Source organism: Streptomyces sp. NPDC101166, from assembly GCF_044768125.1.
Lineage (GTDB): Bacteria > Actinomycetota > Actinomycetes > Streptomycetales > Streptomycetaceae > Streptomyces.
In genome coordinates, this window is sequence record NZ_JBIWPF010000014.1 from 103,385 (window position 1) to 129,484 (window position 26,100).

Annotated in this window: 27 protein-coding genes, 1 tRNA gene and 1 riboswitch; of the genes, 11 read left to right on the top strand and 17 right to left on the bottom strand. The window is 73.3% G+C overall.

Annotation, left to right across the window (positions count from 1 at the left end):
• The first annotated feature begins 99 nt into the window (after positions 1–99).
• A tRNA-Val gene (locus tag ACIRS4_RS24640) sits at positions 100–174 on the top strand.
• 64 nt (positions 175–238) lie between these two features.
• On the opposite strand, the gene ACIRS4_RS24645 is transcribed toward ACIRS4_RS24640, so the two are convergent.
• Complete coding sequence (locus ACIRS4_RS24645) at positions 239–616, bottom strand: hypothetical protein (protein ID WP_404199736.1); 378 nt, start codon at positions 614–616, stop codon at positions 239–241.
• A gap of 106 nt (positions 617–722) precedes the next feature.
• Between ACIRS4_RS24645 and ACIRS4_RS24650 the strand changes: the two genes are divergently transcribed.
• Entirely contained in the window at positions 723–1,286 is a 564-nt protein-coding gene (locus ACIRS4_RS24650) for a GNAT family N-acetyltransferase (RefSeq protein ID WP_404200126.1), read from the top strand.
• A gap of 4 nt (positions 1,287–1,290) precedes the next feature.
• Positions 1,291–1,518 carry a DUF2277 domain-containing protein gene (locus tag ACIRS4_RS24655; RefSeq protein ID WP_404199739.1) on the top strand — a complete coding sequence of 76 codons (228 nt, stop codon included), beginning with the start codon at positions 1,291–1,293 and terminating at the stop codon, positions 1,516–1,518.
• 81 nt (positions 1,519–1,599) lie between these two features.
• On the opposite strand, the gene ACIRS4_RS24660 is transcribed toward ACIRS4_RS24655, so the two are convergent.
• The 4 genes from ACIRS4_RS24660 to ACIRS4_RS24675 form a co-directional block, all read right to left on the bottom strand.
• On the bottom strand, positions 1,600–2,217 hold the full coding sequence (locus ACIRS4_RS24660; RefSeq protein ID WP_130436992.1) for a DedA family protein: 618 nt from the start codon (positions 2,215–2,217) through the stop codon (positions 1,600–1,602).
• Positions 2,218–2,524: 307 nt separating this feature from the next.
• Positions 2,525–2,986: a DoxX family protein gene (locus ACIRS4_RS24665; RefSeq protein WP_404199742.1), complete on the bottom strand. Its 462-nt coding sequence runs from the start codon at positions 2,984–2,986 to the stop codon at positions 2,525–2,527.
• Between the two features lie 325 nt (positions 2,987–3,311).
• Entirely contained in the window at positions 3,312–4,961 is a 1,650-nt protein-coding gene (locus tag ACIRS4_RS24670; RefSeq protein ID WP_404199745.1) for an alkaline phosphatase D family protein, read from the bottom strand.
• 88 nt (positions 4,962–5,049) lie between these two features.
• Complete coding sequence (locus ACIRS4_RS24675; RefSeq protein ID WP_404199748.1) at positions 5,050–5,703, bottom strand: HNH endonuclease family protein; 654 nt, start codon at positions 5,701–5,703, stop codon at positions 5,050–5,052.
• A 454-nt stretch (positions 5,704–6,157) separates the two neighbouring features.
• Here ACIRS4_RS24675 and ACIRS4_RS24680 point away from each other — a divergent pair, with 454 nt between their 5' ends.
• Both ACIRS4_RS24680 and ACIRS4_RS24685 read left to right on the top strand, forming a co-directional pair.
• Complete coding sequence (locus ACIRS4_RS24680; RefSeq protein ID WP_404199751.1) at positions 6,158–6,739, top strand: TMEM165/GDT1 family protein; 582 nt, start codon at positions 6,158–6,160, stop codon at positions 6,737–6,739.
• Between the two features lie 415 nt (positions 6,740–7,154).
• Positions 7,155–7,823: an HAD-IA family hydrolase gene (locus ACIRS4_RS24685; protein ID WP_404199754.1), complete on the top strand. Its 669-nt coding sequence runs from the start codon at positions 7,155–7,157 to the stop codon at positions 7,821–7,823.
• 102 nt (positions 7,824–7,925) lie between these two features.
• Here the strand turns inward: ACIRS4_RS24685 and ACIRS4_RS24690 are convergent, their stop codons facing one another.
• Positions 7,926–9,032, bottom strand: a complete 1,107-nt coding sequence (locus ACIRS4_RS24690; RefSeq protein WP_404199757.1) for a peptidoglycan-binding protein — start codon at positions 9,030–9,032, stop codon at positions 7,926–7,928.
• Positions 9,033–9,224: 192 nt separating this feature from the next.
• On the opposite strand from ACIRS4_RS24690, the gene ACIRS4_RS24695 reads away from it, so the two are divergent.
• Positions 9,225–11,264, top strand: a complete 2,040-nt coding sequence (locus ACIRS4_RS24695) for a DHA2 family efflux MFS transporter permease subunit (protein ID WP_404199760.1) — start codon at positions 9,225–9,227, stop codon at positions 11,262–11,264.
• 16 nt (positions 11,265–11,280) lie between these two features.
• Here ACIRS4_RS24695 and ACIRS4_RS24700 read toward each other — a convergent pair whose 3' ends face one another.
• Positions 11,281–11,793 carry a GNAT family N-acetyltransferase gene (locus ACIRS4_RS24700; protein WP_404199763.1) on the bottom strand — a complete coding sequence of 171 codons (513 nt, stop codon included), beginning with the start codon at positions 11,791–11,793 and terminating at the stop codon, positions 11,281–11,283.
• A gap of 102 nt (positions 11,794–11,895) precedes the next feature.
• Here ACIRS4_RS24700 and ACIRS4_RS24705 point away from each other — a divergent pair, with 102 nt between their 5' ends.
• On the top strand, positions 11,896–12,591 hold the full coding sequence (locus ACIRS4_RS24705; RefSeq protein WP_404199766.1) for a hypothetical protein: 696 nt from the start codon (positions 11,896–11,898) through the stop codon (positions 12,589–12,591).
• Positions 12,592–12,596: 5 nt separating this feature from the next.
• Entirely contained in the window at positions 12,597–13,328 is a 732-nt protein-coding gene (locus ACIRS4_RS24710; protein ID WP_404199769.1) for a hypothetical protein, read from the top strand.
• A 38-nt stretch (positions 13,329–13,366) separates the two neighbouring features.
• Here ACIRS4_RS24710 and ACIRS4_RS24715 read toward each other — a convergent pair whose 3' ends face one another.
• A complete protein-coding gene (locus tag ACIRS4_RS24715; RefSeq protein WP_404199772.1) occupies positions 13,367–13,786 on the bottom strand; it encodes a DUF1992 domain-containing protein in 420 nt (139 codons plus the stop codon).
• 101 nt (positions 13,787–13,887) lie between these two features.
• Here ACIRS4_RS24715 and ACIRS4_RS24720 point away from each other — a divergent pair, with 101 nt between their 5' ends.
• Complete coding sequence (locus ACIRS4_RS24720) at positions 13,888–14,280, top strand: hypothetical protein (protein ID WP_130437003.1); 393 nt, start codon at positions 13,888–13,890, stop codon at positions 14,278–14,280.
• A gap of 21 nt (positions 14,281–14,301) precedes the next feature.
• Here ACIRS4_RS24720 and ACIRS4_RS24725 read toward each other — a convergent pair whose 3' ends face one another.
• Complete coding sequence (locus ACIRS4_RS24725; RefSeq protein ID WP_404199775.1) at positions 14,302–14,973, bottom strand: O-methyltransferase; 672 nt, start codon at positions 14,971–14,973, stop codon at positions 14,302–14,304.
• Between the two features lie 211 nt (positions 14,974–15,184).
• A complete protein-coding gene (locus ACIRS4_RS24730) occupies positions 15,185–16,354 on the bottom strand; it encodes a steroid 3-ketoacyl-CoA thiolase (RefSeq protein ID WP_404199778.1) in 1,170 nt (389 codons plus the stop codon).
• A gap of 171 nt (positions 16,355–16,525) precedes the next feature.
• Here ACIRS4_RS24730 and ACIRS4_RS24735 point away from each other — a divergent pair, with 171 nt between their 5' ends.
• Positions 16,526–17,761, top strand: a complete 1,236-nt coding sequence (locus ACIRS4_RS24735; RefSeq protein ID WP_404199781.1) for a cytochrome P450 — start codon at positions 16,526–16,528, stop codon at positions 17,759–17,761.
• Positions 17,762–17,787: 26 nt separating this feature from the next.
• On the opposite strand, the gene ACIRS4_RS24740 is transcribed toward ACIRS4_RS24735, so the two are convergent.
• The 7 genes from ACIRS4_RS24740 to ACIRS4_RS24770 form a co-directional block, all read right to left on the bottom strand.
• Positions 17,788–18,489: a YoaK family protein gene (locus ACIRS4_RS24740; RefSeq protein ID WP_404199784.1), complete on the bottom strand. Its 702-nt coding sequence runs from the start codon at positions 18,487–18,489 to the stop codon at positions 17,788–17,790.
• A 310-nt stretch (positions 18,490–18,799) separates the two neighbouring features.
• On the bottom strand, positions 18,800–19,219 hold the full coding sequence (locus tag ACIRS4_RS24745) for a transglycosylase SLT domain-containing protein (protein ID WP_404199787.1): 420 nt from the start codon (positions 19,217–19,219) through the stop codon (positions 18,800–18,802).
• Between the two features lie 292 nt (positions 19,220–19,511).
• The gene (locus ACIRS4_RS24750) at positions 19,512–20,381 is read right to left on the bottom strand and encodes an ECF transporter S component (RefSeq protein ID WP_404199790.1); all 870 of its coding nucleotides are present in this window, start codon (positions 20,379–20,381) and stop codon (positions 19,512–19,514) included.
• Positions 20,342–22,033, bottom strand: coding sequence for an ABC transporter ATP-binding protein (locus ACIRS4_RS24755; protein WP_404199793.1), 1,692 nt, complete (start codon positions 22,031–22,033; stop codon positions 20,342–20,344). The genes ACIRS4_RS24750 and ACIRS4_RS24755 overlap by 40 nt, the downstream gene beginning before the upstream one ends.
• Positions 22,030–23,175, bottom strand: coding sequence for an energy-coupling factor transporter transmembrane component T (locus ACIRS4_RS24760; RefSeq protein WP_404199796.1), 1,146 nt, complete (start codon positions 23,173–23,175; stop codon positions 22,030–22,032). Before ACIRS4_RS24760 ends, ACIRS4_RS24755 begins: the two co-directional genes overlap by 4 nt.
• Positions 23,168–23,806, bottom strand: coding sequence for an SCO2322 family protein (locus ACIRS4_RS24765; RefSeq protein WP_404199799.1), 639 nt, complete (start codon positions 23,804–23,806; stop codon positions 23,168–23,170). The genes ACIRS4_RS24760 and ACIRS4_RS24765 overlap by 8 nt, the downstream gene beginning before the upstream one ends.
• Positions 23,803–25,044, bottom strand: a complete 1,242-nt coding sequence (locus ACIRS4_RS24770; protein ID WP_404199801.1) for a prenyltransferase/squalene oxidase repeat-containing protein — start codon at positions 25,042–25,044, stop codon at positions 23,803–23,805. Before ACIRS4_RS24770 ends, ACIRS4_RS24765 begins: the two co-directional genes overlap by 4 nt.
• 136 nt (positions 25,045–25,180) lie before the next feature.
• Positions 25,181–25,259, bottom strand: a riboswitch (cobalamin riboswitch).
• 147 nt (positions 25,260–25,406) lie between these two features.
• Between ACIRS4_RS24770 and ACIRS4_RS24775 the strand changes: the two genes are divergently transcribed.
• Positions 25,407–26,099, top strand: a complete 693-nt coding sequence (locus tag ACIRS4_RS24775; protein WP_404199804.1) for a phosphotransferase — start codon at positions 25,407–25,409, stop codon at positions 26,097–26,099.
• Position 26,100 lies beyond the last annotated feature (1 nt).

The window sequence follows — 26,100 nt, forward strand, 5'->3', positions numbered from 1 at the left end:
GCCGGTCGGTTCACCTCCCCGCGGACATCTCGCTTCCGCACGACGGGATACGGGTTTGCGGGGCAGTGGCCGCGGCCATGTAGTCTGTCCACTCGTCCTGGGTGCGTAGCTCAGGGGTAGAGCGCCTGCCTTACAAGCAGGATGTCGGCGGTTCGAAACCGTCCGCGCCCACCAGGTGAGATGACGAGAGGGCCCCCGGAGAGTTCCGGGGGCCCTCTCGCATGTCCGGGCGCGTGCGCTACGCGTCCTGTGCGTCCTGGGCGCCGCCGTCGGACGCGTCTTGCGTCGGCGGGGCCGGCTGGGCGTGTTTGAGGCGCGTGCGGGCCTCCACGAGGTCCCCGGTGGCGACCTCGGTCCAGAAGCGGTGACAGCTGACGAACACGGCGAGTTCGTGCTCCCGCTGCCGGAGCTTCTCGACCTCGGCCTGTTCGTCGGCCGTCCAGCCGGGGGAGGCGGGGCGCTCCACCTTGCGCCAGCCGCCGTCGTCGCTGAAACCGTCCAACGGCTCGACGGACCAGGGAAGCCGCTTCAGCAGGGCCGACAGCTCGGCCCGCACCTGATGCAGCTCCTCCTGACCGGCGCGCAGATCGCTGGGGAAGTCAAAGGAACTCGCCACACGGCAATGGTACGCCTGTTCGAATTTGGGTGGCGAGCTCAGTTGAGGGGATCGTGTGTTCGAAGGAGCGGGGCGGATTGTCGGCGCCGTGTCCTACGGTGACGTCATGGAGGGCATCGGCGTGGGTGAGGGCACAGGTGGGGAGCGGGTACGGCTGGTCCCGTGGGCGGAGGGCGACTTCTGGCTGCTGCGGCGGACGAACAGCCCCGAGATGACGGCCCACCTGGGCGGACCGGAGCCGGAGGAGAAGCTCGCACAGCGGCACCGGCGGTACGTCGGGCTGGAGGCGGGGTGCATGTACCGGGTCGTGTCGGCGCAGAGCGAGGAGACCGTCGGCTCGATCGGCCACTGGGAGCGCGAGTGGAGGGGCGGGACGGTCTGGGAGACGGGGTGGGGCGTCCTGCCGGAGTTCCAGGGCAGAGGCCTCGCCGCGAGCGCGGCGCGGGCCCTGACCCAGGTCGTGCGCGCCCTGCGTCCGGCCGGCGGCCACGCCGCCCTGCACGCCTTCCCCGACGTCCGTCACGCCGCCTCCAACGCGGTCTGCCGCAAGGCGGGGTTCACGCTGCTCGGCCAGGCCAACTTCGAGTACCCAAAGGGCAACTGGATCACGTCGAACGACTGGTACGTCGATCTCGCCGGCGACGAGCGGACCGGAGCGGGGGGACACTGAGACCATGTGCCGAAGCATCAAGACGCTGCGTCCGCCCGCGCTGGCCGAGGAGGCCACGGACGACGAGATCAGGGCCGCCGCCCTGCAGTACGTGCGCAAGGTGTCGGGCTTCCGGGCGCCGGCCGCGCACAACCGGGAGGTGTTCGACGAAGCGGTGGACGCGGTCGCGGCAGCGACCGCGAAGCTGCTGGACGGTCTGGAGATCCGGGGCTCGGCCGCCGGAGGAGCGTAGGTCCGGCCCCGCCTTCGCGCCGGGGGCGGCGGCCGGGCTCCGTCCGGCGGTGGCAGCCCAGGCGGGAGCCGCCGCGGGCGGTCAGGCCGGCTGGCGGCGCATGACGTACGCCGCTCCCGCTCCCGCCCCGAACAGCGCCAGCACCGACACCGCCGTGGCCAGCCACGCCGTCCCCAGCCACTGGGTGCCGTAGTAGCCGAGCGCCGCGCTGTACGCCGCCCAGGACAGCCCCGCCAGCGCCGACCACGGGACGAAGTCACGCGGACGCCGGTGCGCCGCGCCCGCGACGAAGGAGACGACCGAGCGGCCGGCCGGCGCGAACCGGGCCAGCACGAACAGCGCCCCGCCGCCCCGCGCGAGCGCACCGCCGAGACGCGCCTGCGCCGTGGTGAGCCGCCGGGAGCGGGATATCGCGCGGTCCAGACGCGCACCCCCGCGCCAGGCGAGCCGGTACGCGGCCAGATCCCCCAGCACGGACGCGGTCGCCGCGGAGAGGATCAGGGCCAGGATGTCCGGGACCTGATGCGGCAGTCGTCCGGTCGCCGCCCCCGAGCCCGCGGCAGCCGCCGTCGCCGCGGCGATGACGAGCACCCCGCTCGGCAGCACCGGCAGGAACACGTCGAGCAGCACCGACAGCGCCACCAACACATAGATCCACGGGGCGCCGATCAGCGCCCACGCCCCCACACTCTCGAACACCCCGAACTCCCCGGTCTCCCCCGTAGCGGCCGGCCTCGCCGCGGTGTCGCGGGGGAGCGGCAGGTGCGGCCATGACAGCCATCCAGCGTACGCCGATGATGTGACAGAAGGGTCACAGGGTGCGCGTGTGTTCGGCAACGCATATAACCGAGAGCCGCCTCAACGACCGTGCGCCGAGCGGCAGAAGGGGCCCGCCGGGTCGACGACGGAAAGCGCCCTCTCCGTGTGAACGGAAGAGGGCGCCCCGGGGGCGACCGCGTGGGCCGGGCTGCGACGGGCCGGACGCCGGCGTCCGGCCCGTGACGGGTCAGGCCGTGACGGTCGCCTCGCGCGCCGCCGGCTCCTGCTCCCGCTCCTGCGTCGTGCGGCGGCTGAGCAGCCGGTCCAGCCCGAACGCGCCGGAGCCGGTGAAGACCAGCAGCAGGAAGGCCCAGCAGAACATCGCGGAGGCCTCGCCGCCGTTCTGCATCGGCCACAGCGCCTCGGGCTGGTGGACCTTGAAGTACGCGTACGCCATGGAGCCCGAGGCGACGAACGCGGCGGCGCGGGTGCCCAGGCCGAGCAACACGAGGGTTCCGCCGACCAGTTGGATGACGGCCGCGTACCAGCCGGGCCAGGTGCCGGCGCTGACGGTCCCTCCGTCGGTGCCGACGGCCCCGCCCAGGACGCCGAAGAGCGAGGCGGCGCCGTGGCAGGCGAAGAGCAGGCCTACGACGATGCGGAACAGGCCGAGCGCGTACGGCTGTGCGCTGTCGAGACGAGCGGACATGAGGGGGGTACTCCTTCGGTTTCGGTCAAGACGACCGGTCCTGGGGACGGACCGGCCGGTGGGGGTGGCGGTACCGAATGAGTGACCCACGGTAGGCGGATTCCGGTGATGCTTGCAAGTTCAACATTTGGCCACGGATTGGATTTCCCTTGCCGCTTTCCTGGTGACAGCGCAGCACTTAGAGCGCTTTCTATGCCCAATGAGCATGCCGAAAGCGTGACCGAATCCACACCCAGCGCGACTGAATCCGACTCACTAAGACCGAATTTGCCTCCCCGGCGACCGAATTCATGTCTACTGCGACCGGATCCTCGCCGTCGTCTCCTCAGGGCCCACTCAGCCGTGATTCCATGACCGTCTCCAGGCGAGACCGCTGACCGTTCTGCGCCGGCCTCACCTGCTCCAGCCGCAACCGGGCCGAACGCTCACGCAGCGTCAGCGTCATGAGCTGGTTGCCGAACCAGGGCCCGCCCTTCTTGCGCCAGCTGACGGGCGGTCGGGCGCAGCGCCCGTGCCGGCGGAACCGGCGTCCCAGCGCCCGCGCCACCGCGCTCCACCCGAAGCGGAAACCCACCCGCATCGACAGCGGGACGGAGTTGTGGACGGGCGAGCACGTCAGCTGCAACACCCGCGCGTCGGGCGAGCCGTCCCGCCATCGGGTCTCTGCCACGTACGCGTGGTGCACGTCCCCGGAGAGCACGAGCACCGTCGCCGGGGCCTGCGGGCCGGTGCCGATTTCCGCGAACAGGTCGGCCAGTTCGGCGAACGACGACGGGAACGCCGCCCAGTGCTCCAGGTCCGCCTTGCGCCGCAGCCACTCACCGAACCGCGCCCAGCGAGCGCCCCGTTCGCCCCGGCACAGGGCCGAGCTCCAGCCCTCGACGTCGTGCACCAGATGAGGCAGCAGCCAGGGCAGTGAGGTGCCGACGAGGAGGTGGTCGTAGGAGCCGGGCTCGTCCAGCACCTGGGCGCGCAGCCAGTCGGCTTCTCCCGGGTCGAGCATCGAGCGCTCGCTCTCCTCCAGCACGCGCGCCGCCCGCGAGTCCACCATCACCAGCCGCACCCGGCCGAAGTCCCGCCGGTAACTCCAGCGCGCGGACGCCGAGTCGGCGTCCGCGCGGCAGGCGAAGTCGCGCAGCGCGTCGGTGCCGTCGGGCGTGGCGCACACGGCCGCGTAGAGGGGGTCGGTGGCCAGCTCGGCGGGGGAGAGGTTGCCCAGGTGCTGGTACACCCAGTACGACATCAGCCCGCTCAGCAGCCGCTCGCGCCACCAGTGGGTGGCCCGCATGTCGGTCAGCCAGGACGCGGAGGTGTTCCAGTCGTCGATGACGTCGTGATCGTCGAAGATCATGCAACTGGGCACGGTGGACAGCAGCCAGCGGATCTCGGGGTCGAGCCAGGACTCGTAGTAGAGGTGGGTGTACTCCTCGTAGTCCGCGACCCCCGTCCCCGGCGGTTCGCCGGTGTCGCGGCGGGCGGCCAGCCAGCGCTGCGTCGCGTCGGAGGTCTCGTCGGCGTACACCTGGTCGCCGAGCAGCAGCAGGACGTCGGGCCGCTCGCCCCCGGGGTCGGCGGCGATGCGCGCGGCGAGGCTGTCCAGGGCGTCGGGGCCCACGGGGTCGTGCGCGTCGGCGGCGGGCGCCGCCCACCGGCAGGAGCCGAACGCCACGCGCACGTCGTCGCCGCCGGCCGGGGTGCGGATGACCGACGGCGGAAACGATGATGGTGCGTCCGGCGCCGGCCATACGCGTGTGCCGTCGAGGAACACCTCGTACGGCGTGTCGGTTCCCGGGGAGAGGCCGGTCACCGGGATCAGGGCGTAGTGGTGTCCGGCCACCTGGAAGGTGCGGGCGGCTCCGCCGGAGCCGTCCGCGCAGCGCACTTCGGCGGCGCACGGACGGCTCGCCTCGACCCATACGGTCGCGGACGTGCTGTCGGCGTATCTCAGCAGGGGTCCCAGCCGCAGTCCGGCCATGTGATCGCCTCCTCCGTCGCCCCGTACGGTACGGAACGACGGGGCGCGGTGGGGAGATCCCGGCGGCGAACGGCGTGCGGTCGCCGGATCAGCAGCTCGCCAGCTGGTTCGTGAGAGCGCTCTTCTCGGCGGAGTCGACCGACAGGCCGTAGTAGTACTTCACCTGCACCCAGGCGCGGACGTAGGTGCAGCGGTAGGACGAGACCGACGGCATCCACTCGGCCGGGTCCTGGTCGCCCTTGGCCTGGTTGACGTTGTCGGTGACGGCGATGAGCTGCGGGCGTGTCAGGTCGTTGGCGAAGTTCTGGCGCTTGGCGCTGGTCCAGCCGTCGGCGCCGGAGTCCCAGGCCTCGGCGAGCGGCACGACGTGGTCGATGTCCAGGTCGGCGGCGGCCGTCCAGGTGGCTCCGTCGTAGGGGGAGTACCAGCTGCCGCTGGTGGCGGTGCAGGCGGAGTTGACGACCACGTTGGACCCGTCCCGCTTGAGGACGGTCTCGCGGGTGTTGCAGGAGCCGCTGATGGTGATCCAGTGGTTGAACAGGTCGCGGTCGTAGCCGGTGCGGTCCTCGGCGGCCACCGTGAGCGAGGCGAGGTAGGTGCGGGCTGTGGCGGCGCTGACCGGGGTGGGGAGGGCGGCGGAGGCGCTCGGGCTGTTGAACAGCGCGGCGGAGGCTGTCAGTCCGGTGAGCGCCGCGAGTATGCTGAGCCGTCGACGCGCGTAGACAGAAGATCTGCGGGACATGCGAACTCCCTTGAGGGGTGAGGGCGTTGCGGTGCGAGCGGGGGAATGCTCGCGGGGCCGCGTTGCGGGGAGGTGTGCGCGCGGTTAGAAGCTAGTGACGTGCGCATGACACGACAAGACGTTCCGTGTGAAACTTTTTGACGGCGTGTGCGGATGTGACGGGCGTCACCGGCGGGCGAGGTCGATGCAGGTGTCACGTACCATGGACGGCGCAGAAGGGGAGTAGCTCTTCGCCGGACCGTCGACATACTGCTCGGCCCGTCCTCGTGACGGATGCCGGGCCGGCGCCCGGAGGCCGATCCGCCGTGCGGATCCGCCAGCGAGACCTTCGGCAAGCAGTGCACGCCCGTGCCTCCCGGTACGGGCGCCGTGTGCGCTGCCGTGCCGAGGCGTCTTCGCAGGGCCGACATGCCCCCCGCGCTCTCGGTGGGGCAGCCCGACCGATTGAGGAACCTTGATCAGCATCACCGTGACGGCGCTCGTCTTCGGCGTCGTCTTCCTCGCCGAACTGCCCGACAAGACCGCCCTCGCCGGCCTCGTCCTGGGCACCCGCTACCGCGCCTCCTACGTCTTCGCCGGCGTCGCCGCGGCCTTCGCGGTGCACGTCGCGCTCGCCGTCGCGGCGGGCAGCGTGCTGACGCTGCTGCCGCAGCAGATCGTGCACGCGCTGACCGGTGTGCTCTTCCTCGGCGGCGCGGCCGTGCTGCTGATGAAGAAGGACGACGGCGAGGACGAGGTCCGCACGCCCGAGAACCAGTCCTTCTGGAAGGTCTTCGGCGCGGGCTTCATGCTGATCCTCGTCGCCGAGTTCGGCGATCTGACCCAGATCATGACGGCGAACCTCGCCGCCCGCTACGACGATCCGCTCTCCGTCGGCCTCGGCGCGGTGCTGGCGCTGTGGGCCGTGGCCGGGCTGGGCATCGTCGGCGGGAAGGCCCTCATGAAGCGGGTGCCGCTGCGGCTGATCACGCGGATCGCGGCGGTGCTGATGCTGGCCCTGGGGGCGTGGAGCCTGTGGGAGGCGATCGCCGGGTGAGCCGGCGGGCTGGGCGAGCCTGCGGGCTGGGTGAGCGTGCGCGCCGGCCGAGCGTGCGCGCTGGGTGGCGGGGCGCCGGGTGGCGGGGGCGCCGGGTGAGACGTGCGCCGGGCGACCCGTGCGCCGGGTGAGACGTGCGCCGGGCGAGAAGTACGCCGAGTCAGGCGTGCGCCGGGCGACACCCACGCCGGGTGACACCCGCGCCGGATGAGACGGGGCTGGAGGGTGGCGTACACCCCCGGATGTTTTGTACCGTGGGGAAACAAAGTGGCTCCCGCCCGTTTTCCCTGACCGGCGGGCGGGGCCGCCTTGTTCCTCCCCGTGACTCCCCTCCTCTCCGCCTCTCCGCGTGTTTTCGTCCGTTCCGCGCGCGTTCCGCCCGCCGGGCGCGCGCCCGACCGTGCTGGAGTCTCCGATGCCGGCCCCCGTGTCCGCCCCCACCGTCCTGACCGCCCGCGCCCTCCTGCTCGACATGGACGGCACCCTGGTGAACTCCGACGCCGTCGTGGAGCGGATCTGGCGTCGCTGGGCCGCGGAGCACGGGCTCGACGGCGACGAGGTCATGCGGGTCGTCCACGGCCGCCAGGGACACGCCTCCATGGCGCTGCTGCTGCCCGACCGCCCCAGGGAGCTCAACCTCGAGGACAACGCACGGATGCTGGCCGAGGAGACCGCCGACATGGACGGCGTCGTCCCGGTCCCCGGGGCGCCCGAGTTCCTCGCCTCCCTGCGGGGCGTCCCGCACGCCCTGGTCACCTCGGCGGACGCTCCCCTGTCCACGGCGAGGATGGCGGCGGCGGGACTGGACCTGCCGCGGGTGCGCGTCACCGCGGAGTCGGTGGGCGCCTCCAAGCCGGACCCCGAGGGCTTCCTCAAGGGAGCGGCCGAGTTGGGCGTCGCCCCCGAGGAGTGCGTGGTCTTCGAGGACTCCGGCGCGGGCATCGCCGCCGGGCGTGCGGCCGGGATGCGGGTCGTGGGCGTCGGGGAACGCGCGGCGGCGCACGAACCGGACGTGGTGGTGCCGGATCTGCGGCGAGTGCGCGTGGAGACCGTCGCCGAGGGCGTACGCCTGCACGTGAGCTGAGGAGCGCCCCGCGGGCGTGGGTCAGCGCCCTGCCGCGTCAGAGGCGTCGGCGGAGGCGCCGGAGGTGCCGTCGGAGGCGTCGGCCGTCGGGACGCCGGCCCTTCAAGGCTCGTGCGTCTCCGACTCCAGGCGGGCCCGGGTCAGCTGCCCGTACACGCCCGGTTCGTCGCCCTGGATCCCCCGGGACCGCTGGTAGGCGCGCAGCGCCTCCTCCACCCGGCTGGTGAAGACGCCGTCGGGCTTGTCGCCGTAGAGGGACAACTGGCTCAGGCGGAGCTCGAGTTCCGTGACCTCGTCCCCTTGGTCGCCGGGCCGCAGGACGCTCGCCCCGGGGCTGGCCGGGTTCGCGTCGGCGGCCCCGTTGCCGGGCCTCGGGGGCGGCGCGGTGGTGCTCGGGCCGGCCGACGGGCTCGGGGAGGCCGACGGGGAGGCCGGCGGCGGAGCGCTCGACGGCGACGGCGAGGGGGCCGTCGACGGGCTCTCGTCCGCGGAAGACGACGGGGAGGCGCTGGGGGAGTCCGCCGGGGACCGGGGCGGGCTCGCGGACGGCGACTCGGAGGCGTCCGCGCTGGGCGAGGTCTCCGGCACGGCCGCCCGGACGTCCTGCGGGGCGGCGCCGTCGCGGGTGGGCTTGTCGTAGGTGAACAGCCCGCCGGCGAACCCCACCGCCGCGACGGCGGCCACGGCCCCGGCTGCTGCCGCGATGAGCAGGGTGCGACGGCCCCGGCCGCGCGGCGCCTCGTCGTCGGCGTACGCGTCGGTCGCGTCGGGTCCGCCGCCGGCCCTCAGGGCCTGTTCCGGGACAGGCCCTAAGGGGCTCGGGCCGGACATGGCGGGGAGCGCCGTCGTGGGCGCGTCCGCACCGGCCGGGCCCACGGCGCGCAGGGGCATGGTGGCGTCGGACGCCGCCGGGGGAACGGCCGGCAGCGACATGGTCGGGTCGCTCGCGGAGGCCCCGTCGGCGGGCGGGGCGTCCGCCGTGCCGGGAGCACCGCCCTCGCCGCCCAGTTCCACCCAGGGCCGTATGCGGAGCGGGTCGAAGTCCCCCGCCGCGGCCGCCTCCGCCTCGCGCGTGTCGCGCAGGGCCTCGGCCGCCCGCTGCGCGCAGGCGCAGGACGGGGTGTTGTCCGCCGCGCGGAGCGCCCCGCACTCGGCGCACGGAAGCCTGTGCTGTCCCGGTCGTCCCTGCCACGCCGTCGGCTCGTTCACCTGTTCGCCCTCCCCCTACGAACTCCAGAGACTACCCAGAACCTCCACACGGCCGCCCGCCGGACACCCGTACGACACCGGAAGTCCTCGAACACGGCTCCGGTCCGTCCACGGACCCGACAGGACTCAAGAGGCCATAACGGGCCACACCGATCACGATGGAGGTGTTCGCGACAGCCCCGGGAGGCATTCATGGCCCTGGACGCACATGCCAGGACGGGGGATCCGCGCCAGGAGCACGTTCCCGGCGGCGTCCTCGTCTCGATCGGCGCCCTGCTGCTCGGCATGCTGCTCGCCGCCCTCGACCAGACGATCGTGTCGACCGCGCTGCCCACCATCGTCAGCGACCTCGGCGGCATGGAGCACCTGTCCTGGGTGGTCACGGCGTACCTGCTGGCGTCGACCGCCGCGACGCCGCTGTGGGGCAAACTGGGCGACCAGTACGGGCGCAAGAGGCTGTTCCAGCTCGCGATCGTGATCTTCCTGGTGGGCTCGGCGCTGTGCGGCATGGCCCAGGACATGGCCCAGCTCATCGCCTTCAGGGCCGTGCAGGGCCTCGGCGGCGGCGGGCTGATGGTGCTGTCGATGGCGATCGTCGGCGACATCGTCGCGCCCCGGGACCGCGGCCGCTACCAGGGGCTGTTCGGAGCGGTCTTCGGCGCGACCAGCGTCCTCGGCCCCCTCCTCGGCGGTCTGTTCACCGAACACCTCAGCTGGCGCTGGGTCTTCTACGTCAACCTGCCCGTCGGCGTCGTCGCCCTCGCCGTCATCGCGACCGTCCTGCGCATCCCCCGCAAGGCGACCGAGCACGTCATCGACTACCTGGGCACCTTCCTCATCGCCGCCGTCGCCACCTGCCTGGTCCTCGTGGCCTCCCTCGGCGGCACCACGTGGGGCTGGAGCTCGCCGCAGATCGTCGGACTCGCCGTGCTGGGCGTCCTGCTGGTCGTCGCGTTCGTGGCCGCGGAGCGCCGCGCCGCCGAACCCGTCCTCCCCCTCAAGCTGTTCCGCATCCGCACCTTCACCCTCTCCGCGGTCATCAGCTTCATCGTCGGCTTCGCCATGTTCGGCGCGATGACCTACCTGCCGACGTTCCTCCAGGTCGTCCAGGGGGTCTCGCCCACCCTGTCCGGCGTGCACATGCTGCCCATGGTGGTCGGCATGCTCCTGTCGTCCACCGTGTCCGGCCAGATCGTCAGCCGCACCGGCCGCTGGAAGGTGTTCCCGGTCGCCGGCACCGCCGTCACGACCGTCGGCCTGCTGCTCCTGCACCGGCTGGACGAGGGCAGCTCCACGGCCGAGATGAGCACCGTGTTCTTCGTCTTCGGCCTCGGTCTCGGCCTGGTGATGCAGGTCCTCGTCCTCATCGTGCAGAACGCCGTCTCGTACGAGGATCTCGGCGTCGCCACCTCCGGCGCGACCTTCTTCCGCTCCATCGGAGCGTCCTTCGGCGTCGCCGTCTTCGGCACGGTGTTCGCCGGCCGCCTCGGCGACAAGCTCGCCGACGCCTTCCGGGGCGTCGCCCTCCCGGCCGGCGTCTCCGTCGACGCGCTGGAGGCCGACCCGCGGGGCATCGCCGCACTGCCGTCCGCGCTGCGCCCGCCGGTGCTGCACGCCTACGCGTCCTCCATCACCGACGTCTTCCTGTACGCGGCACCCGTGGCCCTCGTCGGCTTCGTCCTCGCCTGGTTCCTCAAGGAGGACCCCCTGCGCGGCTCGGTCACCGCGCCGGACGTGACGGAGACCCTCGCCAGCAACCCCGTCGAACGCTCCTCCTACGACGAGGTCTGCCGGGCCCTGTCCCTGCTCGGCACCCGGGAGGGCCGCCGCGAGATCTACCGCACGATCACCGTCCGGGCCGGCTACGACCTCCTCCCGGTCGCCAGCTGGATGCTTCTGCGCATCCGCAGGTACGGCAGTGTCGAGCCGTCGCAGCTCGCCGAGCGCAGCTCCGTCCCGCTCGCCGTGATCCTGAACGGCACCCGGCAGATCGAGGAACGCGGGCTGGCCCGGCGCGAGGGCCTCGACCTGGTCCTCACCGACGACGGGTGGGGGGTCGCCCGCCGGCTGGCCGGGGCCCGCGAGGAGTCTCTCGCCGAACTGCTCGGCGACTGGTGGGGCCCGGACCGCCCCACCGACCTGACCCGCCTGGTGAAGGAGCTGGGCGGCGAACTGTGCGGATCGGACCGCGAACAGCCGCACGACGAGCGGCCGGTGACACGGCCGGCGTAAGGGCTGTCCCGTAGCCTCAGCGGAGGTCCTTGGTGAACCAGTGCTCGGCGTACTGGTCGTCGTTGTGCGGCTCGGTCTCCGCGTATCCGAGCCGGGCGTACAGGGCGCGGGCCTCGACCAGGTCGCCGCGGGTGTCGAGGATCATCCGGGTCGCCCCGAGCGCGCGGGCGCTCTCCTCGGCGGCGGCGACCAGCAGGGCCGCGCCGCCCCTGCCCCGGGCGCCGGGCACCAGGAACACCCGCGTCAGCTCGGCCGTCGCCGCGTCCAGCAGCCGTACGCCCGCGCTCCCGGCCGGCGCGCCCTCGTGCCGCGCGACCAGCAACAGCCCCTGCGGCGGCGTCAGTCGGTCCCCCTTGTCGGCGGCGATCTGCCGCTCCAGCTCGGCCGGGTCGGTCCGGCGCCCCTCGTGCAGCAGATACCAGCGGTCGCTGACCTCGGTGTAGTAGTCCCGCCACAACGCGGCGGCGACGGGGGAGTCCACGGGCTCCGGGGCGATGGTCCAGGGGGTCGCGACGGTCATGCCCGTCATTGTCGTGCCGCCGGGCGGCTTTGCTTGCCGTTTGTACGACGCCTTCCGGGCAACTCGGAATCGTGAACCGGCCCGCGGGGCCGACCACATCGGAAGGCAACCATGTCCACAGGCGTGATCATCGCTCTGATCGTGATCGTGGCGGCCGTCATCGCCGTCGCGGCCGTCCTGGCCGTGCGGTCCCGAGGGCCGCACGGAGGACGCAGCCTGAAGCAGCGCTTCGGGCCCGAGTACGACCGTGCCGTGGCCCGGCACGACGGAGACGTCAAGGCCGCCGAGCGGGAGCTCGGCACCCTCGTGGAGCGGCACGGCGAACTGCAGGAGCGTCCGCTGGAGCCCGCCGAGCGCGAGCGGTTCGAGGCCCGCTGGACGGCCGCGCAGGAGCGCTTCGTCGACTCGCCCCGTGAGGCGGTCGCCGAGGCCGACCGGCTGGTCTCGGAGGTGGCGGGCGCCCGGGGCTTCCCTGACGGCTCGCAGTACGACGAGCAGGTCGCCGCGCTCTCCGTGCACCACGCGCAGCATGTGAACGGCTACCGGCACGTGCACCACGTGGCGCGCTTCCACGCCGACGGCGGCGCGCGCAACGGCCAGGCCCCCGGCACCGAGGACCTTCGGTCCGCCATGGTCGAGGCCCGCGCCCTCTTCGACGACCTGGTGAAGGAGGGCCGGCACGGGGCCGGCCGTCACCGTGCGCCGGCCGGGGTGACGCAGGGCCGGGAGACCCACGCGCGGGACGAGCACCGCTCCGGCCTCCACCTGCCGCGAGGCTTCCACCGGCACCAGACGAAGGAGAGCTGAGAGGAATGCCCGACGTGACTTCGAGCGGCGATGACCGCAACCAGCCGACCACCCCGGAGCAGACCGGACGGCCCCGGGTGAACCCGGCGACGCCCGTCAGCCCCGTGGACCCCGTCCACAAGGACACCGATCCCGGCACGGGCACGGCCGACCCGACGACCGGCCGGGACGCACGGGACACGCGGGACGCACGGGACACCCTCCCGGGCGGGACCCCCGGCGTGACCGGCGCCGGCGCCGGCGCTGAAGAGCGCACCGGCATCGAACACCGCACCGGCACTGACGAGCGCACCGGGACCGACGAGCGCGCCACCGCCGACCGGCGCACCGACGCGGACGCCGACACGACCCGCACCGGGACGCCGCACACGCCGTCGGCCCGGCCGCGCTCCGCCGCTGCCGACGGCTCGCACGGCCCGCAGGGCTCCCCGCTGCTGCCGAACGAGGAGTGCGACGAGCTCGCCTCCCGGCTGCACCACGCGGTCGCCGGGTTCGTGGACCGGCCGCGTGACGCCGTCGAGGAGGCCGATCACGTCCTGGAGGAACTGGCCGCCCGCTTCACCGACGCCGTCAACAGCCGCCGCCGTACCCTGCGCGGCTCCTGGCAGCTCGCCGAGGGCGGCGACGCCCGGGGCGGCAGGAAGGGCGACACCGCCGCCACGGCCGTCGACACCGAGCAGCTCCGCCTGGCCCTTCGGGACTACCGCGAACTGACGGAGCGGCTCCTGCACGTGTGAGCGCGGATGCGACGCGCGTGCGTGTCGTGCACGACGCGTCAGCTGTTCTCCGAAGCCGCCTCCCGGCGCTCCCGCCACTGACGTACGACCGCTTCGACGTCGTACGGCCGCATCCCCAGCGGGGGGCCGGGCGGCGGCTTGAACATCATGTCGCGGAGTTTGACGTTGACGTCCGTGATGATCTTCCGGACGAGGCGTTCCGAGGGGGCGGCGTACGCCGCCGCGAGGGCGTCCTCCGCCTCCTTGCGCAGCGCGAGCGCCGGCGGAAGCACCGAGAGCCCCTCGCGCGCCATCTTGCGCTTGATCCACCACAGTTCGTCGTACGACGTGTCGGCGCCGGACTCCAACGGCTTTCCCGCGCCCGGGAGTTGATCGAACTCACCCCGGAGTTGCGCGTCCCGGATCTGCTTGTCGATCCAGGAGTCGAACGGAACACCGGGTGGCTTTCGCTCGGTCATGCGTCCATTGTGCCGGACGCGGCGGGGCCGGGCGATTTAGTATGCGGCCGCTGTGCAAGGTCACTTGCACGCCCCTGTCGGACACCTCACGAGGAGCGCACGTGCTCGAACTCACCATGGCCACCGTCTCGGGGACGGAAGAGGGTGCCACGGCCGGCATGCTCATGGCCGACGCGCCCAGCGAGCCGGGGGCGGTGCTGCGGGTGGGCCGGGACAAGTCCGTCTGCCGCCTCGTGACGCCCGAGGACTGGCTGTTCGTCTCCCGGGTCCATCTGGAGTTCCTCTGCGGACCGGAGGGCGTCTGGCAGGTCAGCTGGCTGCGCGGGTCCCAGCCGGACCCGTCCTCCGAGGTCCGGCTGGTCGTCGGCGAGTACGCCCAGACCATCCCCTACGGCGGCACGGTGCAGCTGCCGCGGGGCGGCGTCGGCGAGATCGTCGTCGTCGACCGCACCGGGCCGCGCAGCGTCAACGTCGGCTTCTTCCACGAGGCGTAGTCGCGGGGAGCCCCGGCAGGGCTACGCCAGCACGCGGGCCAGCGCGAACCCGTCGTAGCCCTTCGCCCCCACCGTCTGGACCGCGGTGCCGCTCAACCTCGGGTGCGAGCCGATGAGTTCGATCGCGGCGCGGGTCCCGCGGACGTCGTCCGCGTCGCTGGCCGCGTCGACGACCCGGCCGCCGCGCACCACGTTGTCCAGGACGATGAGACTGCCCGCGCGGGTCAACTTCAGCGCCCATTCGAGGTAGTGGGGGTTGTTGACCTTGTCGGCGTCGATGAAGACCAGGTCGAACGGGGGCGGGTTCTCGTCGGCGAGCAGCGGCAGTGACTCCAGGGCCGGGCCGACCCGCACCTCGACCTGCTTGTCGAGGCCCGCGCGGGCGATGTTGCGGGCGGCGACCTCCGCGTACTTCGGGTTGTACTCCAGGGAGATCAGCCGGCCGTCGGCCGGCAGGGCGCGGGCCAGCCAGATCGTGCTGTACCCGCCGAGGGTGCCGATCTCCAGGATCGCGCGGGCCCCCTGGATCTCGGCGAGCAGCTGGAGCAGCTTGCCCTGCGCGGCCGTGACGCTGATCGGCGGCAGCTCGGCGGCGTCGCTGTCACGCAGGGCCGCGGAGGTGACCTCGTCGTCCGGGGCGAGGTGGTCGGTGAAGTAGGCGTCGACGGCGTCCCATACCTGCGACTCGCTCATGCGCTGCTCTGCCTCTCGTGAGAACTCGACACGTGACATCTACTTAGGAACCCTAACGACTCCGTCAACGCCTCACACCGCGTCAGGGTTCCGGGTGATCGAGATCCAGCCGTCCCGCCGCCCCCGGATGTCAGCCGTTCGGCGGCGCGGGACGAGCCGGGGCGGGGCGGCCGACCCGGCCGCCCCGCCCCGTTCCACTTCCGGCGTGGCATCACATCCGCTGGATGATCGTCCCCGTGGCCAGGCCGCCGCCCGCGCACATCGTGATGAGGGCGAACTCCTTGTCCGTGCGTTCCAGTTCGTTCAGGGCCGTGGTGATCAGGCGGGCGCCCGTCGCTCCGACCGGGTGGCCCAGGGCTATCGCGCCGCCGTTGACGTTGACCTTCGACATGTCCTGATCGAAGACCTTCGTCCAGGACAGCACCACGGACGCGAAGGCCTCGTTGATCTCGACGATGTCGATGTCCTTCAGGGACATGCCGGCCTTGCCGAGCACCGCCCGTGTCGCGTCGATGGGGCCGTCCAGGTGGAAGTGGGGGTCCGCACCGACCAGGGCCTGGGCCACGATCCGCGCCCTGGGCTTCAGCTTCAGGGCGCGGGCCATCCGTTTGGACGCCCACATGATCGCCGCCGCGCCGTCGGAGATCTGGGAGGAGTTGCCGGCCGTGTGCACCGCCGTCGGCATGATCGGCTTCAGTCGGGCCAGGGCCTCCGGGGAGGTGTCGCGCAGGCCCTCGTCGCGGTCGACCAGTCGCCACATGCCCTGGCCGGCGGCCTGCTCCTCCTCCGTCGTGGGGACCTGGACCGCGAAGGTCTCGCGCTTGAAGCGCTCCTCCGACCAGGCGTTCGCGGCTCGCGTCTGGCTGAGCAGGCCCAGCGCGTCGACGTCGTCGCGGCTCAGCCCACGGTGCCGGGCGATACGTTCCGCCGCCTCGAACTGGTTCGGCAGGTCGACGTTCCACTCGTCGGGGAACGGCTTGCCCGGGCCGTGCTTCGAGCCCGAGCCGAGCGGCACGCGCGACATCGCCTCCACCCCGCAGGAGATCCCCACGTCGATGACGCCCGCCGCGATCATGTTGGCCGTCATGTGCGACGCCTGCTGCGAGGAGCCGCACTGGCAGTCGACCGTCGTGGCCGCCGTCTCGTAGGGCAGGCCCATCGTCAGCCAGGCCGTGCGGGCGGGGTTCATGGACTGCTCGCCGGCGTGGGTCACGGTGCCGCCGACGATCTGCTCCACGGCGTCGGCGGGGATGCCGGTGCGGCCGAGGAGTTCGCGGTAGGTCTCGCCGAGGAGGTAGGCGGGGTGAAGATTGGCGAGCGCGCCGCCGCGCTTGCCGATGGGGGTGCGGACGGCTTCCACGATCACGGGTTCGGCAGCCATGGGTGCGGATCCTCCCGGAACTAGTACGTGTTCTAGTTCTGCTCTGTGCAGTCTGCGGACGTGACGTACGTCACCGCAAGGGTCTTGCAAGCTTCAGGGCCCTGAACTACCGTCTCCGCACCCTGTTTCTGATGAACCGTCAGATGACCGGTCCGACGGCTGGAGCTGCCCATGCACTGTCCAGCGCTTCCCGACGGGTTCGACTTCACCGACCCCGACCTGCTGCAACACCGCGTTCCCCTGCCAGAGTTGGCCGAGTTGCGCCGGGCCGAACCGGTCCGCTGGATCCCCCAGTCGGCGAACGTGGCCGGCTTCCAGGACGAGGGTTACTGGGCGGTGACCCGCCACGCCGACGTCCGGTACGTCTCCACCCACCCCGAGCTCTTCTCGTCCACCGTCAACACCGCCATCATCCGTTTCAACGAGCACATCCGGCGTGACTCCATCGACGCGCAGCGGCTCATCCTGCTGAACATGGACCCCCCCGAGCACACCAGGGTGCGGCAGATCGTGCAACGCGGGTTCACGCCACGGTCGATCCGCGCGCTGGAGCAGCGGCTGCGGAACCGGGCGGCCGACATCGTCGCCGCCGCCCGCGAACTCGAGGGCCCCTTCGACTTCGTCGCCTCCGTCGCCTGCGAACTGCCCCTCCAGGCCATCGCGGAACTGATCGGCATCCCCCAGGGCGACCGGACCAAGATCTTCGACTGGTCCAACAAGATGATCGCCTACGACGACCCCGAATACGCGATCACCGAGGAGGTCGGCGCGCAGTCCGCCGCCGAACTCATCTCGTACGCCATGACCATGGCCGCCGACCGGAAGCAGTGCCCGGCGCACGACATCGTCAGCACCCTCGTGGCAGCCGAGGACCAGGGCAACCTCAACTCCGACGAGTTCGGCTTCTTCGTGCTGATGCTCGCCGTCGCAGGCAACGAGACCACCCGCAACGCCATCACCCACGGCATGCACGCCTTCCTCACGCACCCCGAGCAGTGGGAGCTCTACAAGCGGCAGCGGCCCTCCACCGCCGCCGAGGAGATCGTGCGCTGGGCCACACCCGTCTTCGCCTTCCAGCGCACCGCCACCCAGGACACCGAACTCGGCGGGCAGACGATCAGGAAGGGGGAGCGGGTCGGGCTCTTCTACGCCTCCGCCAACCATGACCCCGAGGTGTTCGACCGGCCCGAGGAGTTCGACGTCACCCGAGACCCCAACCCCCACCTGGGCTTCGGCGGGGGCGGGCCGCACTTCTGCCTGGGCAAGTCGCTGGCGGTGCTGGAGATCGACCTGATCTTCAACGCCATCGCCGACGCCATGCCGGGGCTGCGACTGGTCGGCGATCCACGGCGGCTGCGGTCCGCCTGGATCAACGGGGTGAAGGAGTTGCCGGTCACCCTGGGGTGACGCCCCCGAAAGGGCCCGGGTTCGGCTCAGTCCCTGCCCGACGCCGTCACCGCGAGCGCCGCCGACGCCAGGGACGCCAGCAGCAGCGGGACGCCCATGCCGTGGTGGAGCACCAGCCACGCGCCCAGCACCGCCCCGGCGAACAGCGCGGAGACCGCCGCCGTGCGACGCCGGGTGCGGCCGCCGCTGCCGCCGGCGACGTGGGACTCGGCGGCCAGGCCCGTCAGGGTCATCGTCACGACGGTGGTCGTGGTCAGGGCCGGCACGTTCAGTTCGCGGACGGTCGCGTTGCGCAGGCCCATCGCGAAGGCGGTCGTCGCGATGAGCGCGTACGTCGTGCCGGTCGCCCCCTGCGGCGCGGTGAACGCCACGGCGGACGCTGCGCCGAGGAGGACCGCCTCCACGCCCAGCGTCCAGCGCGCGAAGGCGCGACGGGAGCCGTCCCCGGCGCGCCTGGCGACGCGGCCCCCGATCACCGCGCCCAGCAGGAAGCAGGCCAGCGAGGTCGCCGAGTGGTGGACCGAGAAACCGGGTGCGCCGGCGGCGGCGAAGCCGAGGATGACGACGTTGCCGGTCATGTTCGCGGTGAAGACGTGCCCGAGGCCGAGGTAGCTCACCGCGTCGATCAGACCGCTCACCCCGGTGAGCGCGAGCAGCACGACGACCAGGCGCAGGCCGCGGGCTTCGGGATCCTCGCCCGTGGCGGACCGGGGCTGCTCGGTGGTCATCGCTCCAGTGGACCATGGGCGGGCGAGGGCGGGGCGGGAGCGCGCGGCGGAGCGGGCCGGGAAACGCGGAAGGCGGCGGCCCCGGGGGATCAGGGGGCCGCCGCCGCTCAGGGGTGCCGCGCGGGGGCGTGCGGGTGGCGCTTGCGCCGGTCCGTCAGTGCGGCTGTGCCGCCGGTGCGGGACGGGCGCGTGCGGTGGTTCCGTGCGCCCGGCGTCCGTGTGTGGCGGGCTGCCGCAGGGTCGGTGCCGGGGTGGGGCCGACGCTTGCGTCCGGTTCGCCCGGCGGGTGCCGTCGCTTTGTCCGGGTGGCTCAGTACCAGCCGTTGGCCTGCCAGAAGGACCACGCGCCGACCGGGCTGCCGTAGCGGGAGTTCATGTAGTCCAGGCCCCACTTGATCTGGGTCTCGGCGTTGGTCTTCCAGTCGGAGCCGGCCGAGGACATCTTGGAGCCGGGGAGGGCCTGGACGAGGCCGTAGGCGCCGGAGGAGGAGTTGGTGGCGTCGACGTCCCAGTTGCTCTCGTGCTGGACGATCTTGCTGAACGCGTCGAACTGCGCGGCGTCCGGGATCATCTTGTGCGCGATCGCCTGGGCCTCGGCGGCCGAGGGCGCGGCGGGGGCCGCCTGGGCCGGCGCCGCGGTCAGGGCCATGCCGGCGGTGGCGGCGGCCACGGCGACGGCGGTGAGGGTCTTCTTCGGGGAGGCGATGCGGCGGATGACGGAGACGGGCACGGAGAACCTTCTTCTTCGGGGACTGACGGCGTCGCGGCCGGCGGCGGAACCGTGGGTGAGCGGCGACCGGCACGCGTCGGCGCCGAGGCCCGGAGGCTCGTCGGCGCCGTGCGACGTCATCCAGAGAAACAGGCCCGGAAGGTGCCCGCAATGACCCCTTTTACTAGTGGTGGCCGCATGTGGGTGTGCCCCCGTGGTGGAGGTGCGGCGCTCCCTGTGCAGGTCGGAAACGGTCTCTGCGTGTGCATGGCATCCGGTATGTCCGACTAAAGAGGATCGTAGGTGATCCGCGTCATGTGGGCCGGTTCACCGGCCCCCGGTCCTCGAATGTGACCGCGGTCTCGAACGCGGCCCGCCGGGTGGCCCTCCGCAGCGCCCTGAGCACCGCCGGACCGAGGGTCACGGTCAGGACGACGGTGACGATCGCGCGGCCGAGATCCCAGCCGAGGGACGTCGCCAGGCAGTAGGCGGCGAAGGAGGCCAGGTTCTCCGCGACGGAGGCCGCCGGGTCGAACGCGATGGTCGTGGTGCCCGCGCCCAGGAAGGGCCAGCCCTGCATGTTCATCGCCGTGCCGTAGGCGAAGGCCGCCAGGAAGCCGTAGCCGGCGAGCAGCGCGAGCTCCGCGCGCCCGCGCAGCCCGTCCCGGCCAGGGAGCAGGCCCGCGCCCATCGTGAACCAGCCCATCGCCAGCATCTGGAACGGCATCCACGGCCCGACCCCGCCCGTGAGCAGCGCCGACGCGAACATCGTCACCGAGCCGAGGACGAAGCCGAAGCCCGGCCCGAGGACCCGGCCGCTCAGCACCATCAGGAAGAACATCGGCTCGATGCCCGCCGTGCCCGCGCCGATGGGACGCAGCGCGGCGCCCGTCGCCGCCAGCACTCCCAGCATCGCGACGGCCTTCGCGCCGAGCCCCGACTCCGAGATCGTCGCCGCGACCACCGCGACCAGCAGCGCCAGCAGGCCCGCGAACAGCCACGGCGCGTCCTGGGCGTGGGCGTTCACCGTGGAGTCCGGCGGGGCCAGGAAGGGCCAGGTGAACGCGACGGCGCCGACGGCGCTGACGAGCACCAGCGCGAGAAGGGAACGCGGGCCCAGCCGGACCGCGCGGGCCTGCCGGGTCACCTGAGCGCCTCCCGCACCTGCGTCACCGTGAGCCACGGCTGCGGGGCCAGCACCTTCGTCACCTGCGGGGCGAAGGACGGCGAGGAGACCACCACCTCCGCCGTCGGACCGTCCGCGATCACCTCGCCCTCCGCCAGCAGCACCACCCGGTGCGCCAGCTCGGCGGCGAGCTCCACGTCGTGCGTGGCCAGCACGATCGCGTGACCGGCCGCCGCCGACTCCTTCAGCACGGCGACCAGGCGGGCCTTGGCCGCATAGTCCAGGCCGCGGGTCGGCTCGTCCAGGAGGAGCAGGGGCGGCCGGGCGGTGAGGACGACCGCGAGCGCGAGGGTGAGGCGCTGCCCCTCGGAGAGATCGCGGGGGTGGGCGTCGTCCGCGATGCCCGGCAGCAGCCCGCAGACCAGGGCGCGGCAGGTGCCGGGGGCGGCCTGCGCGTCCCGGTCGGCCGCCGCGCACTCGGCGGCGACCGTCTCGGCGTAGAGGAGGTCACGCGGCTCCTGCGGGACCAGGCCGACGCGGCGCACGAGATCGCGGGGCGCGGTGCGGTGCGGGACCGCGCCGCCGGCCCGCACCGTCCCCGCGGACGGCTCGACCAGGCCGACGAGGGCGCTGAGCAACGTGGACTTCCCGGCGCCGTTGCGGCCCATGAGGGCGACGGTCTCGCCCGGGGCGATGGCGAGATCCACGTGACGGAGCGCCTGCACCCGGCCACGGCGGACGGCGAGGCCTACGACCTCGGCGGGAGCGCCCGCGGGCAGGGGAGCGTCGGCGGGCTTGCGCCGGCGCCACCACGGCGGCGCCGAAGGGGACCGGCGCGGTGGCGGCTCGGGCCCCTCGGGGGCCGTCCCGGCCGCCGTGCCTTCCGGTTCCCGGTCCGCGAGGCGTTCACGCAGGCCGAGGGCGCGGCGGCGGGCGTCGCGGACCGTCAGGGGGAGCGGGGACCAGCCGGCCAGCCGGCCGAGGCCCACCACCGGCGGGAACACCGGGGACACGGCCATGATCTCCGCCGGCGCGCCCAGGACGGGGGCCGCGCCGGGGGCGGGCAGCAGGGCGACCTGGTCGGCGTACTGCAGGACGCGTTCCAGTCGGTGTTCCGCCAGCAGCACCGTCGTGCCGAGGTCGTGGACGAGGCGCAGGAGGACGGCGAGGACCTCCTCGGCGGCGGCCGGGTCGAGCGCGGAGGTCGGCTCGTCCAGGACGAGGACGCTCGGGTGCGGGGTGAGGACCGAGCCGATCGCGACCCGCTGCCGCTGGCCGCCGGAGAGGGTCGCCAGGGGGCGGTCGCGCAGGGCGGCCAGACCGAGCAGGTCGAGGGTCTCCTCGACACGGCGGCGCATCACGGCCGGCGGGAGGCCCAACGACTCCATGCCGTAGGCGAGTTCCTCCTCCACGGTGTCGGTCACGAAGTGGGCGAGCGGATCCTGGCCCACCGTGCCGACGACGTCGGACAGCTCACGCGGCTTGTGGGTGCGGGTGTCGCGGCCGGCGACCGTGACCCGGCCGCTCAGCGTGCCGCCGGTGAAGTGCGGGACCAGACCGCTCACCGTGCCCAGCAGCGTCGACTTGCCGACTCCCGACGGGCCCGCCAGCAGCACGAGTTCACCCTCGGGCACGGTGAAGTCGACGTCCCGCAGGGTGGGTTCGGGGGCTCCGTCGTACGTCACGGAGACGTTCTCGAAGCGGATCACGACGGTTGCTCCTGGCGTGGTGCGGGGGCGAGGAAGGCGGGGAGGAGGCCGACGAGGACCGCCGCCGCCGGCCACAGCGGCAGGGTGGGCGCGGTCAGCGGCACCACGCCCGGACGCAGGCCCTCCGGGTCCGTGGCGGCGGCCGCGAAGAGGAGCGCGGCGACGGCCGCCCCGGACCCGGCGACCAGACACGCGCGCGGGGTCCAGCGGTCGGGGCGGTAGCGCGTACGGGGGGAACGGCGGCCGCCGAGGCGGAGACCGGCCAGGGCGGCGACGAGACCGGCGAGCAGAAGAGGGAGGCCGTACACCCCGCCGACGGCCGTCAGCAGACCGTACGTCCCCGCGCACACCCCGAGCAGGCCGCCCAGGGTGAGGGCGGTGGTCGTGCGGCGGACGGCGGCGGGGACCTCGGCGGTACGGCCGTAGCCGCGGGCGTCCATCGCGGCGGCGAGGGCGACGGAGCGCTCCAGGGCGCCTTCGAGGACGGGCAGCGCCACCTGCAGCAGGCCGCGCAGACCGCTGTCCGGCCGGCCGCGCAACCGGCGTGCGGAGCGCAGGCGCTGGACGTCGGCGATGAGATGCGGGGCGAAGGTGAGCGCCACGACGGCGGCGACCCCCGCCTCGTACAGCGCGCCGGGCAGGGACTTCAGCAGGCGGGACGGGCCGGCGAGGGCGTTCGCCGCGCCCACGCAGATCAGGAGCGCGGCCAGACGCAGTCCGTCGTACAGCGCGAAGAGCACACCCTCGGCGGTGACCCTGCCGCCGAGGCGGATGCCCTGGGCCCAGTCGGGCAGCGGGACTTCGGGCAGGGTGACGATCACGTGCGTGCCCGGGACGGGGGAGCCGAGGGCGACGACGAAGAGGAGCCGGATGAGCAGAACGGCGAGGGCCAGGTGCAGGAACGCGGAGTAGCTGCGGGACCAGGGGGTCTGGGGGCGGCAGGTGAGGACGACATAGGCGGAGGTGGTGAGCAGGAGGGCGAGGAGGAGCGGGTTGGTGGTGCGGGTGGCCGCGGTGCCGAGGGCCAGGGACCACGACCACCAGGCGCCGGGGTGGAGTTGAGCGGGGGTTCGCTGCCGGGGAGTGGACCCCGGGGCCGGGGGCCGCTCGTCCCGGCGCTGCGGAACGCCGCCGCTACGCATGCCCGCGCCGCCGGGACTGCCACACCGCCGCGCCCGCCAGGGCGGCTATGAGGGCGCCCCCCGCGTACAGGCCCAGGGACGGGCCCTTGTCCTGAACGGGCTTCCCCGAGGGGGCGGGGCTGGTCCCGCGGGCGGTCACCTGCTCCCCGCAGCCCGTCCTCGGGTAGCCGGTGATCGCGCAGAGCAGGGCGTTGGCGTCGTAGCGCAGGGGCTTGGCGACCGCGGCCAGGGCTTCCGCCGTCGAGGCGTCCCCCGGGACGCGGGCACAGGCCGTTCGGGGGTGCGGCGGGGTTTCCCCGGAAGGGGCGTCCGCCGGCGTGCCGAAGTCGACGACCAGCGCCACCCGCTTGGCGCCGTCGCGCGGAGGCGTCGTGGCGCAGATCGCCGCGAAGGACGCCGTCCCGCGCGGCCGGGAGGCGTCCGCCGAGTCCGCGCTGACGGCGAAGCGGAAGCCCTGGACGTCGCCGTCGGCGGGGCGGGCGGTGGAGGGGCCCTGGGTGGCGTAGGTCCACCGGTCGCCGGTGCGCTCCCAGAAGGACCAGTAGCGGTAGCCGGCGGCCTGGGCCGGCCCGGAACCGGCCAGGCTCCACAGCAGCGCGGCCGCCACGAGGGCGGCGCAGCGCCGTATCACGGCCGCTGCTTCCGGCGGCCGCTGATCAGGAAGCCGATGCCGATGCCGGCGACGAGGAAGACGCCGACGGTCCACAACACGCCGTAGCCGTCGTCGGAGTCCTCGCCCTTCGCGTCGTCCTCGGCCTTGTCGCCCGGTTCGTCCGTCGCCGTCTTCCCGCTGTTCTCGGCAGGCTGCGGCGCCGGGCCCGTCGCGTTCAGGGCGGCGACCAGGTCCGTGCCGCCGAAGACGCGCGGGTCGCTGCCCGTTGCGTGGGCGGCGAAGATCAGCTGGGCATAGGCGGCGGGACCGCTCTGCTTCGCCCAGGCGGCGGAGTTCTTCTCGAGCCAGGCGAGAGGCTTCTCCGCCTGCTCCGCGCCGCCCTGGGCGGCGAGGGCGACGACCGCGTCGGCGGTGTTGCCGTAGTCCGGCTGGTTCTCGGCGCCGGGGAGCACGGACATCAGGTGGTTGTCCTTGGCGACGGACTTCGCCAGGTACGCCGCCCCGCTCGCCGCGGCCTGCTGCGCACTCGCGCGGCCCGTCCCGGCGCAGACGGCGTCGCTCTTCCGGCCGGCTCCGGGGGCCATGCCCAGGCCGAGTGCGCCGAGGACGCCGGCGGCCGTCGCGTCCGCGTTGGCGGTCAGCTTGCCCTGCTTGTCGGGCTGGTAGGCGAAGGCGCCGCCCGCGTCACAGGGGAGCGCGAGCTTCAGCAGGGCGTCGTAGGGGGAGTGGCCGCCCTTGACGACCTCGGCGGGCTTCTCGCCGGCCGCCGTCAGCGCGCCGATGACGACGGAGGTGGAGTTGGCGTCGCTCGCGCCGCCGGGGGCGTAGCCCCAGCCGCCGTCGGCGTTCTGCGCCGACTTCAGCCAGCCGACGGCCTTGTCCACCTCCGTGTCGTGCCCGCCGAGCGCGGCGAGGGCCTGGACGGCGGCGGCCGTGCTGTTGCTGTCGACCATCAGCTTGGCGTCGCACGGCTTCGCGGGGTCGGCGCGGAACGCGGCGAAGGCGCCGGTGGCGCATTGCTGGCCGGTCAGCCAGTCCACTGCCTTGTCCGCGGGCCGCACACCCACGGTGTCCTGGGCGAGCAGCGCGAGCGACTGCCGCCAGACGCCGTCGTACGTCGGGTCGGCGTCGCCGTACAGGCCGGACGGGATCACCGGCGTCGGGGACGGCGAGGGGGACGCGGCCATGGCGGGCGTGGCGGCGCACGTCAGTGCGGTGGCGGCGGCCAGGACCGCGGCGCTGCGGCGGACGTTCATGGTCGGCGGGTTGCCTCTCCCTGTGGGGAGCCGGGCAGCGCGGGACATCCCGGCGGCTCGGCTCCGTGAACCTCGACGGTGCCGCACGCCGGCGGGACGCCGACGCACGCGAGCCTCACTTGCCCGTCCGAGGCGATCCGGCTCACCGGCCCCCGCGTGCGACTTGCGTCCGGGACGGTTCACGGTTGCGGGGTCAGCGCCGGATTTACACCGGCTTTCCCCCGTACGGGTGTGATGACGACGCGGCTACTGTACTCGGCGGTACGAATGCCCCCGCGGGGTGGCTGTCGCGGGCAGGTGTCTCGGCCGGTGACGGCCGCCGGGCGGGTGGGGGCGACACGGACGGGCGAGAGGGCGGGGCGATGAGGACCACGGGGGGCGCGCCGGGCCGACTGCTCGGCTCGGGCCGTACGGCCGACGTGTACGAGATCGACGCGGCGTGGGTGCTGCGCCGGGAGCGCGCGGGGTACGGGGACGCGGCGGCCGAGGCGGAGATCATGGCGCACGTGCGCGCCCACGAGTTCCCGGCGCCGGCCGTGCGGGCCGCCGACTCGGGGAAGCGGGACCTGGTGATGGAGCGGTTGGACGGCCCGACGATGCTCCAGGCTTTCGCGGCGGGGGAGTTGGGCGCGCAGGAGGCGGGAGCGATCCTCGCGCGGCTGCTGCGCGAGCTGCACGGCGTCCCGGCCCCGCGCACTGCGGGCGCCCGCGTCCTGCATCTGGATCTGCACCCCGACAACGTGATCCTGACCGGCGACGGCCCCCGGGTCATCGACTGGTCCACCGCGCGGGAGGGCGACCCGGCGCTGGACTGGGGGATGTCGGCGGTGATCCTCGCCCAGGTCGCCGTCTCCGCCGAGCCGATCGCGGCCCCGGCGCGCGCGATGCTGGGCGCGCTGCTCGTCGACCCGTCCGATCTCACGGAGGAAGGGCTGACGGAGGCGTCGCGGCGACGGGCGGACAACCCGACGATGCGCGCCGAGGAGATCGAACTGCTGGGTGCAGCAGGCTCGTTGGTCCGCTCCCTGGCCTCCCTGGCCTCCCTGGCTCCCTGAA

Coding starts and splice junctions, on each gene's coding strand:
- ACIRS4_RS24650 (WP_404200126.1), top strand. CDS start 723: ATGGAGGGCATCGGCGTGGGTGAGGGCACAGGTGGGGAGCGGGTACGG.
- ACIRS4_RS24655 (WP_404199739.1), top strand. CDS start 1,291: ATGTGCCGAAGCATCAAGACGCTGCGTCCGCCCGCGCTGGCCGAGGAG.
- ACIRS4_RS24665 (WP_404199742.1), bottom strand. CDS start 2,986: ATGTCCGCTCGTCTCGACAGCGCACAGCCGTACGCGCTCGGCCTGTTC.
- ACIRS4_RS24670 (WP_404199745.1), bottom strand. CDS start 4,961: ATGGCCGGACTGCGGCTGGGACCCCTGCTGAGATACGCCGACAGCACG.
- ACIRS4_RS24675 (WP_404199748.1), bottom strand. CDS start 5,703: ATGTCCCGCAGATCTTCTGTCTACGCGCGTCGACGGCTCAGCATACTC.
- ACIRS4_RS24685 (WP_404199754.1), top strand. CDS start 7,155: ATGCCGGCCCCCGTGTCCGCCCCCACCGTCCTGACCGCCCGCGCCCTC.
- ACIRS4_RS24695 (WP_404199760.1), top strand. CDS start 9,225: ATGGCCCTGGACGCACATGCCAGGACGGGGGATCCGCGCCAGGAGCAC.
- ACIRS4_RS24700 (WP_404199763.1), bottom strand. CDS start 11,793: ATGACGGGCATGACCGTCGCGACCCCCTGGACCATCGCCCCGGAGCCC.
- ACIRS4_RS24705 (WP_404199766.1), top strand. CDS start 11,896: ATGTCCACAGGCGTGATCATCGCTCTGATCGTGATCGTGGCGGCCGTC.
- ACIRS4_RS24710 (WP_404199769.1), top strand. CDS start 12,597: ATGCCCGACGTGACTTCGAGCGGCGATGACCGCAACCAGCCGACCACC.
- ACIRS4_RS24715 (WP_404199772.1), bottom strand. CDS start 13,786: ATGACCGAGCGAAAGCCACCCGGTGTTCCGTTCGACTCCTGGATCGAC.
- ACIRS4_RS24725 (WP_404199775.1), bottom strand. CDS start 14,973: ATGAGCGAGTCGCAGGTATGGGACGCCGTCGACGCCTACTTCACCGAC.
- ACIRS4_RS24730 (WP_404199778.1), bottom strand. CDS start 16,354: ATGGCTGCCGAACCCGTGATCGTGGAAGCCGTCCGCACCCCCATCGGC.
- ACIRS4_RS24735 (WP_404199781.1), top strand. CDS start 16,526: ATGCACTGTCCAGCGCTTCCCGACGGGTTCGACTTCACCGACCCCGAC.
- ACIRS4_RS24740 (WP_404199784.1), bottom strand. CDS start 18,489: ATGACCACCGAGCAGCCCCGGTCCGCCACGGGCGAGGATCCCGAAGCC.
- ACIRS4_RS24760 (WP_404199796.1), bottom strand. CDS start 23,175: ATGCGTAGCGGCGGCGTTCCGCAGCGCCGGGACGAGCGGCCCCCGGCC.
- ACIRS4_RS24770 (WP_404199801.1), bottom strand. CDS start 25,044: ATGAACGTCCGCCGCAGCGCCGCGGTCCTGGCCGCCGCCACCGCACTG.
- ACIRS4_RS24775 (WP_404199804.1), top strand. CDS start 25,407: ATGAGGACCACGGGGGGCGCGCCGGGCCGACTGCTCGGCTCGGGCCGT.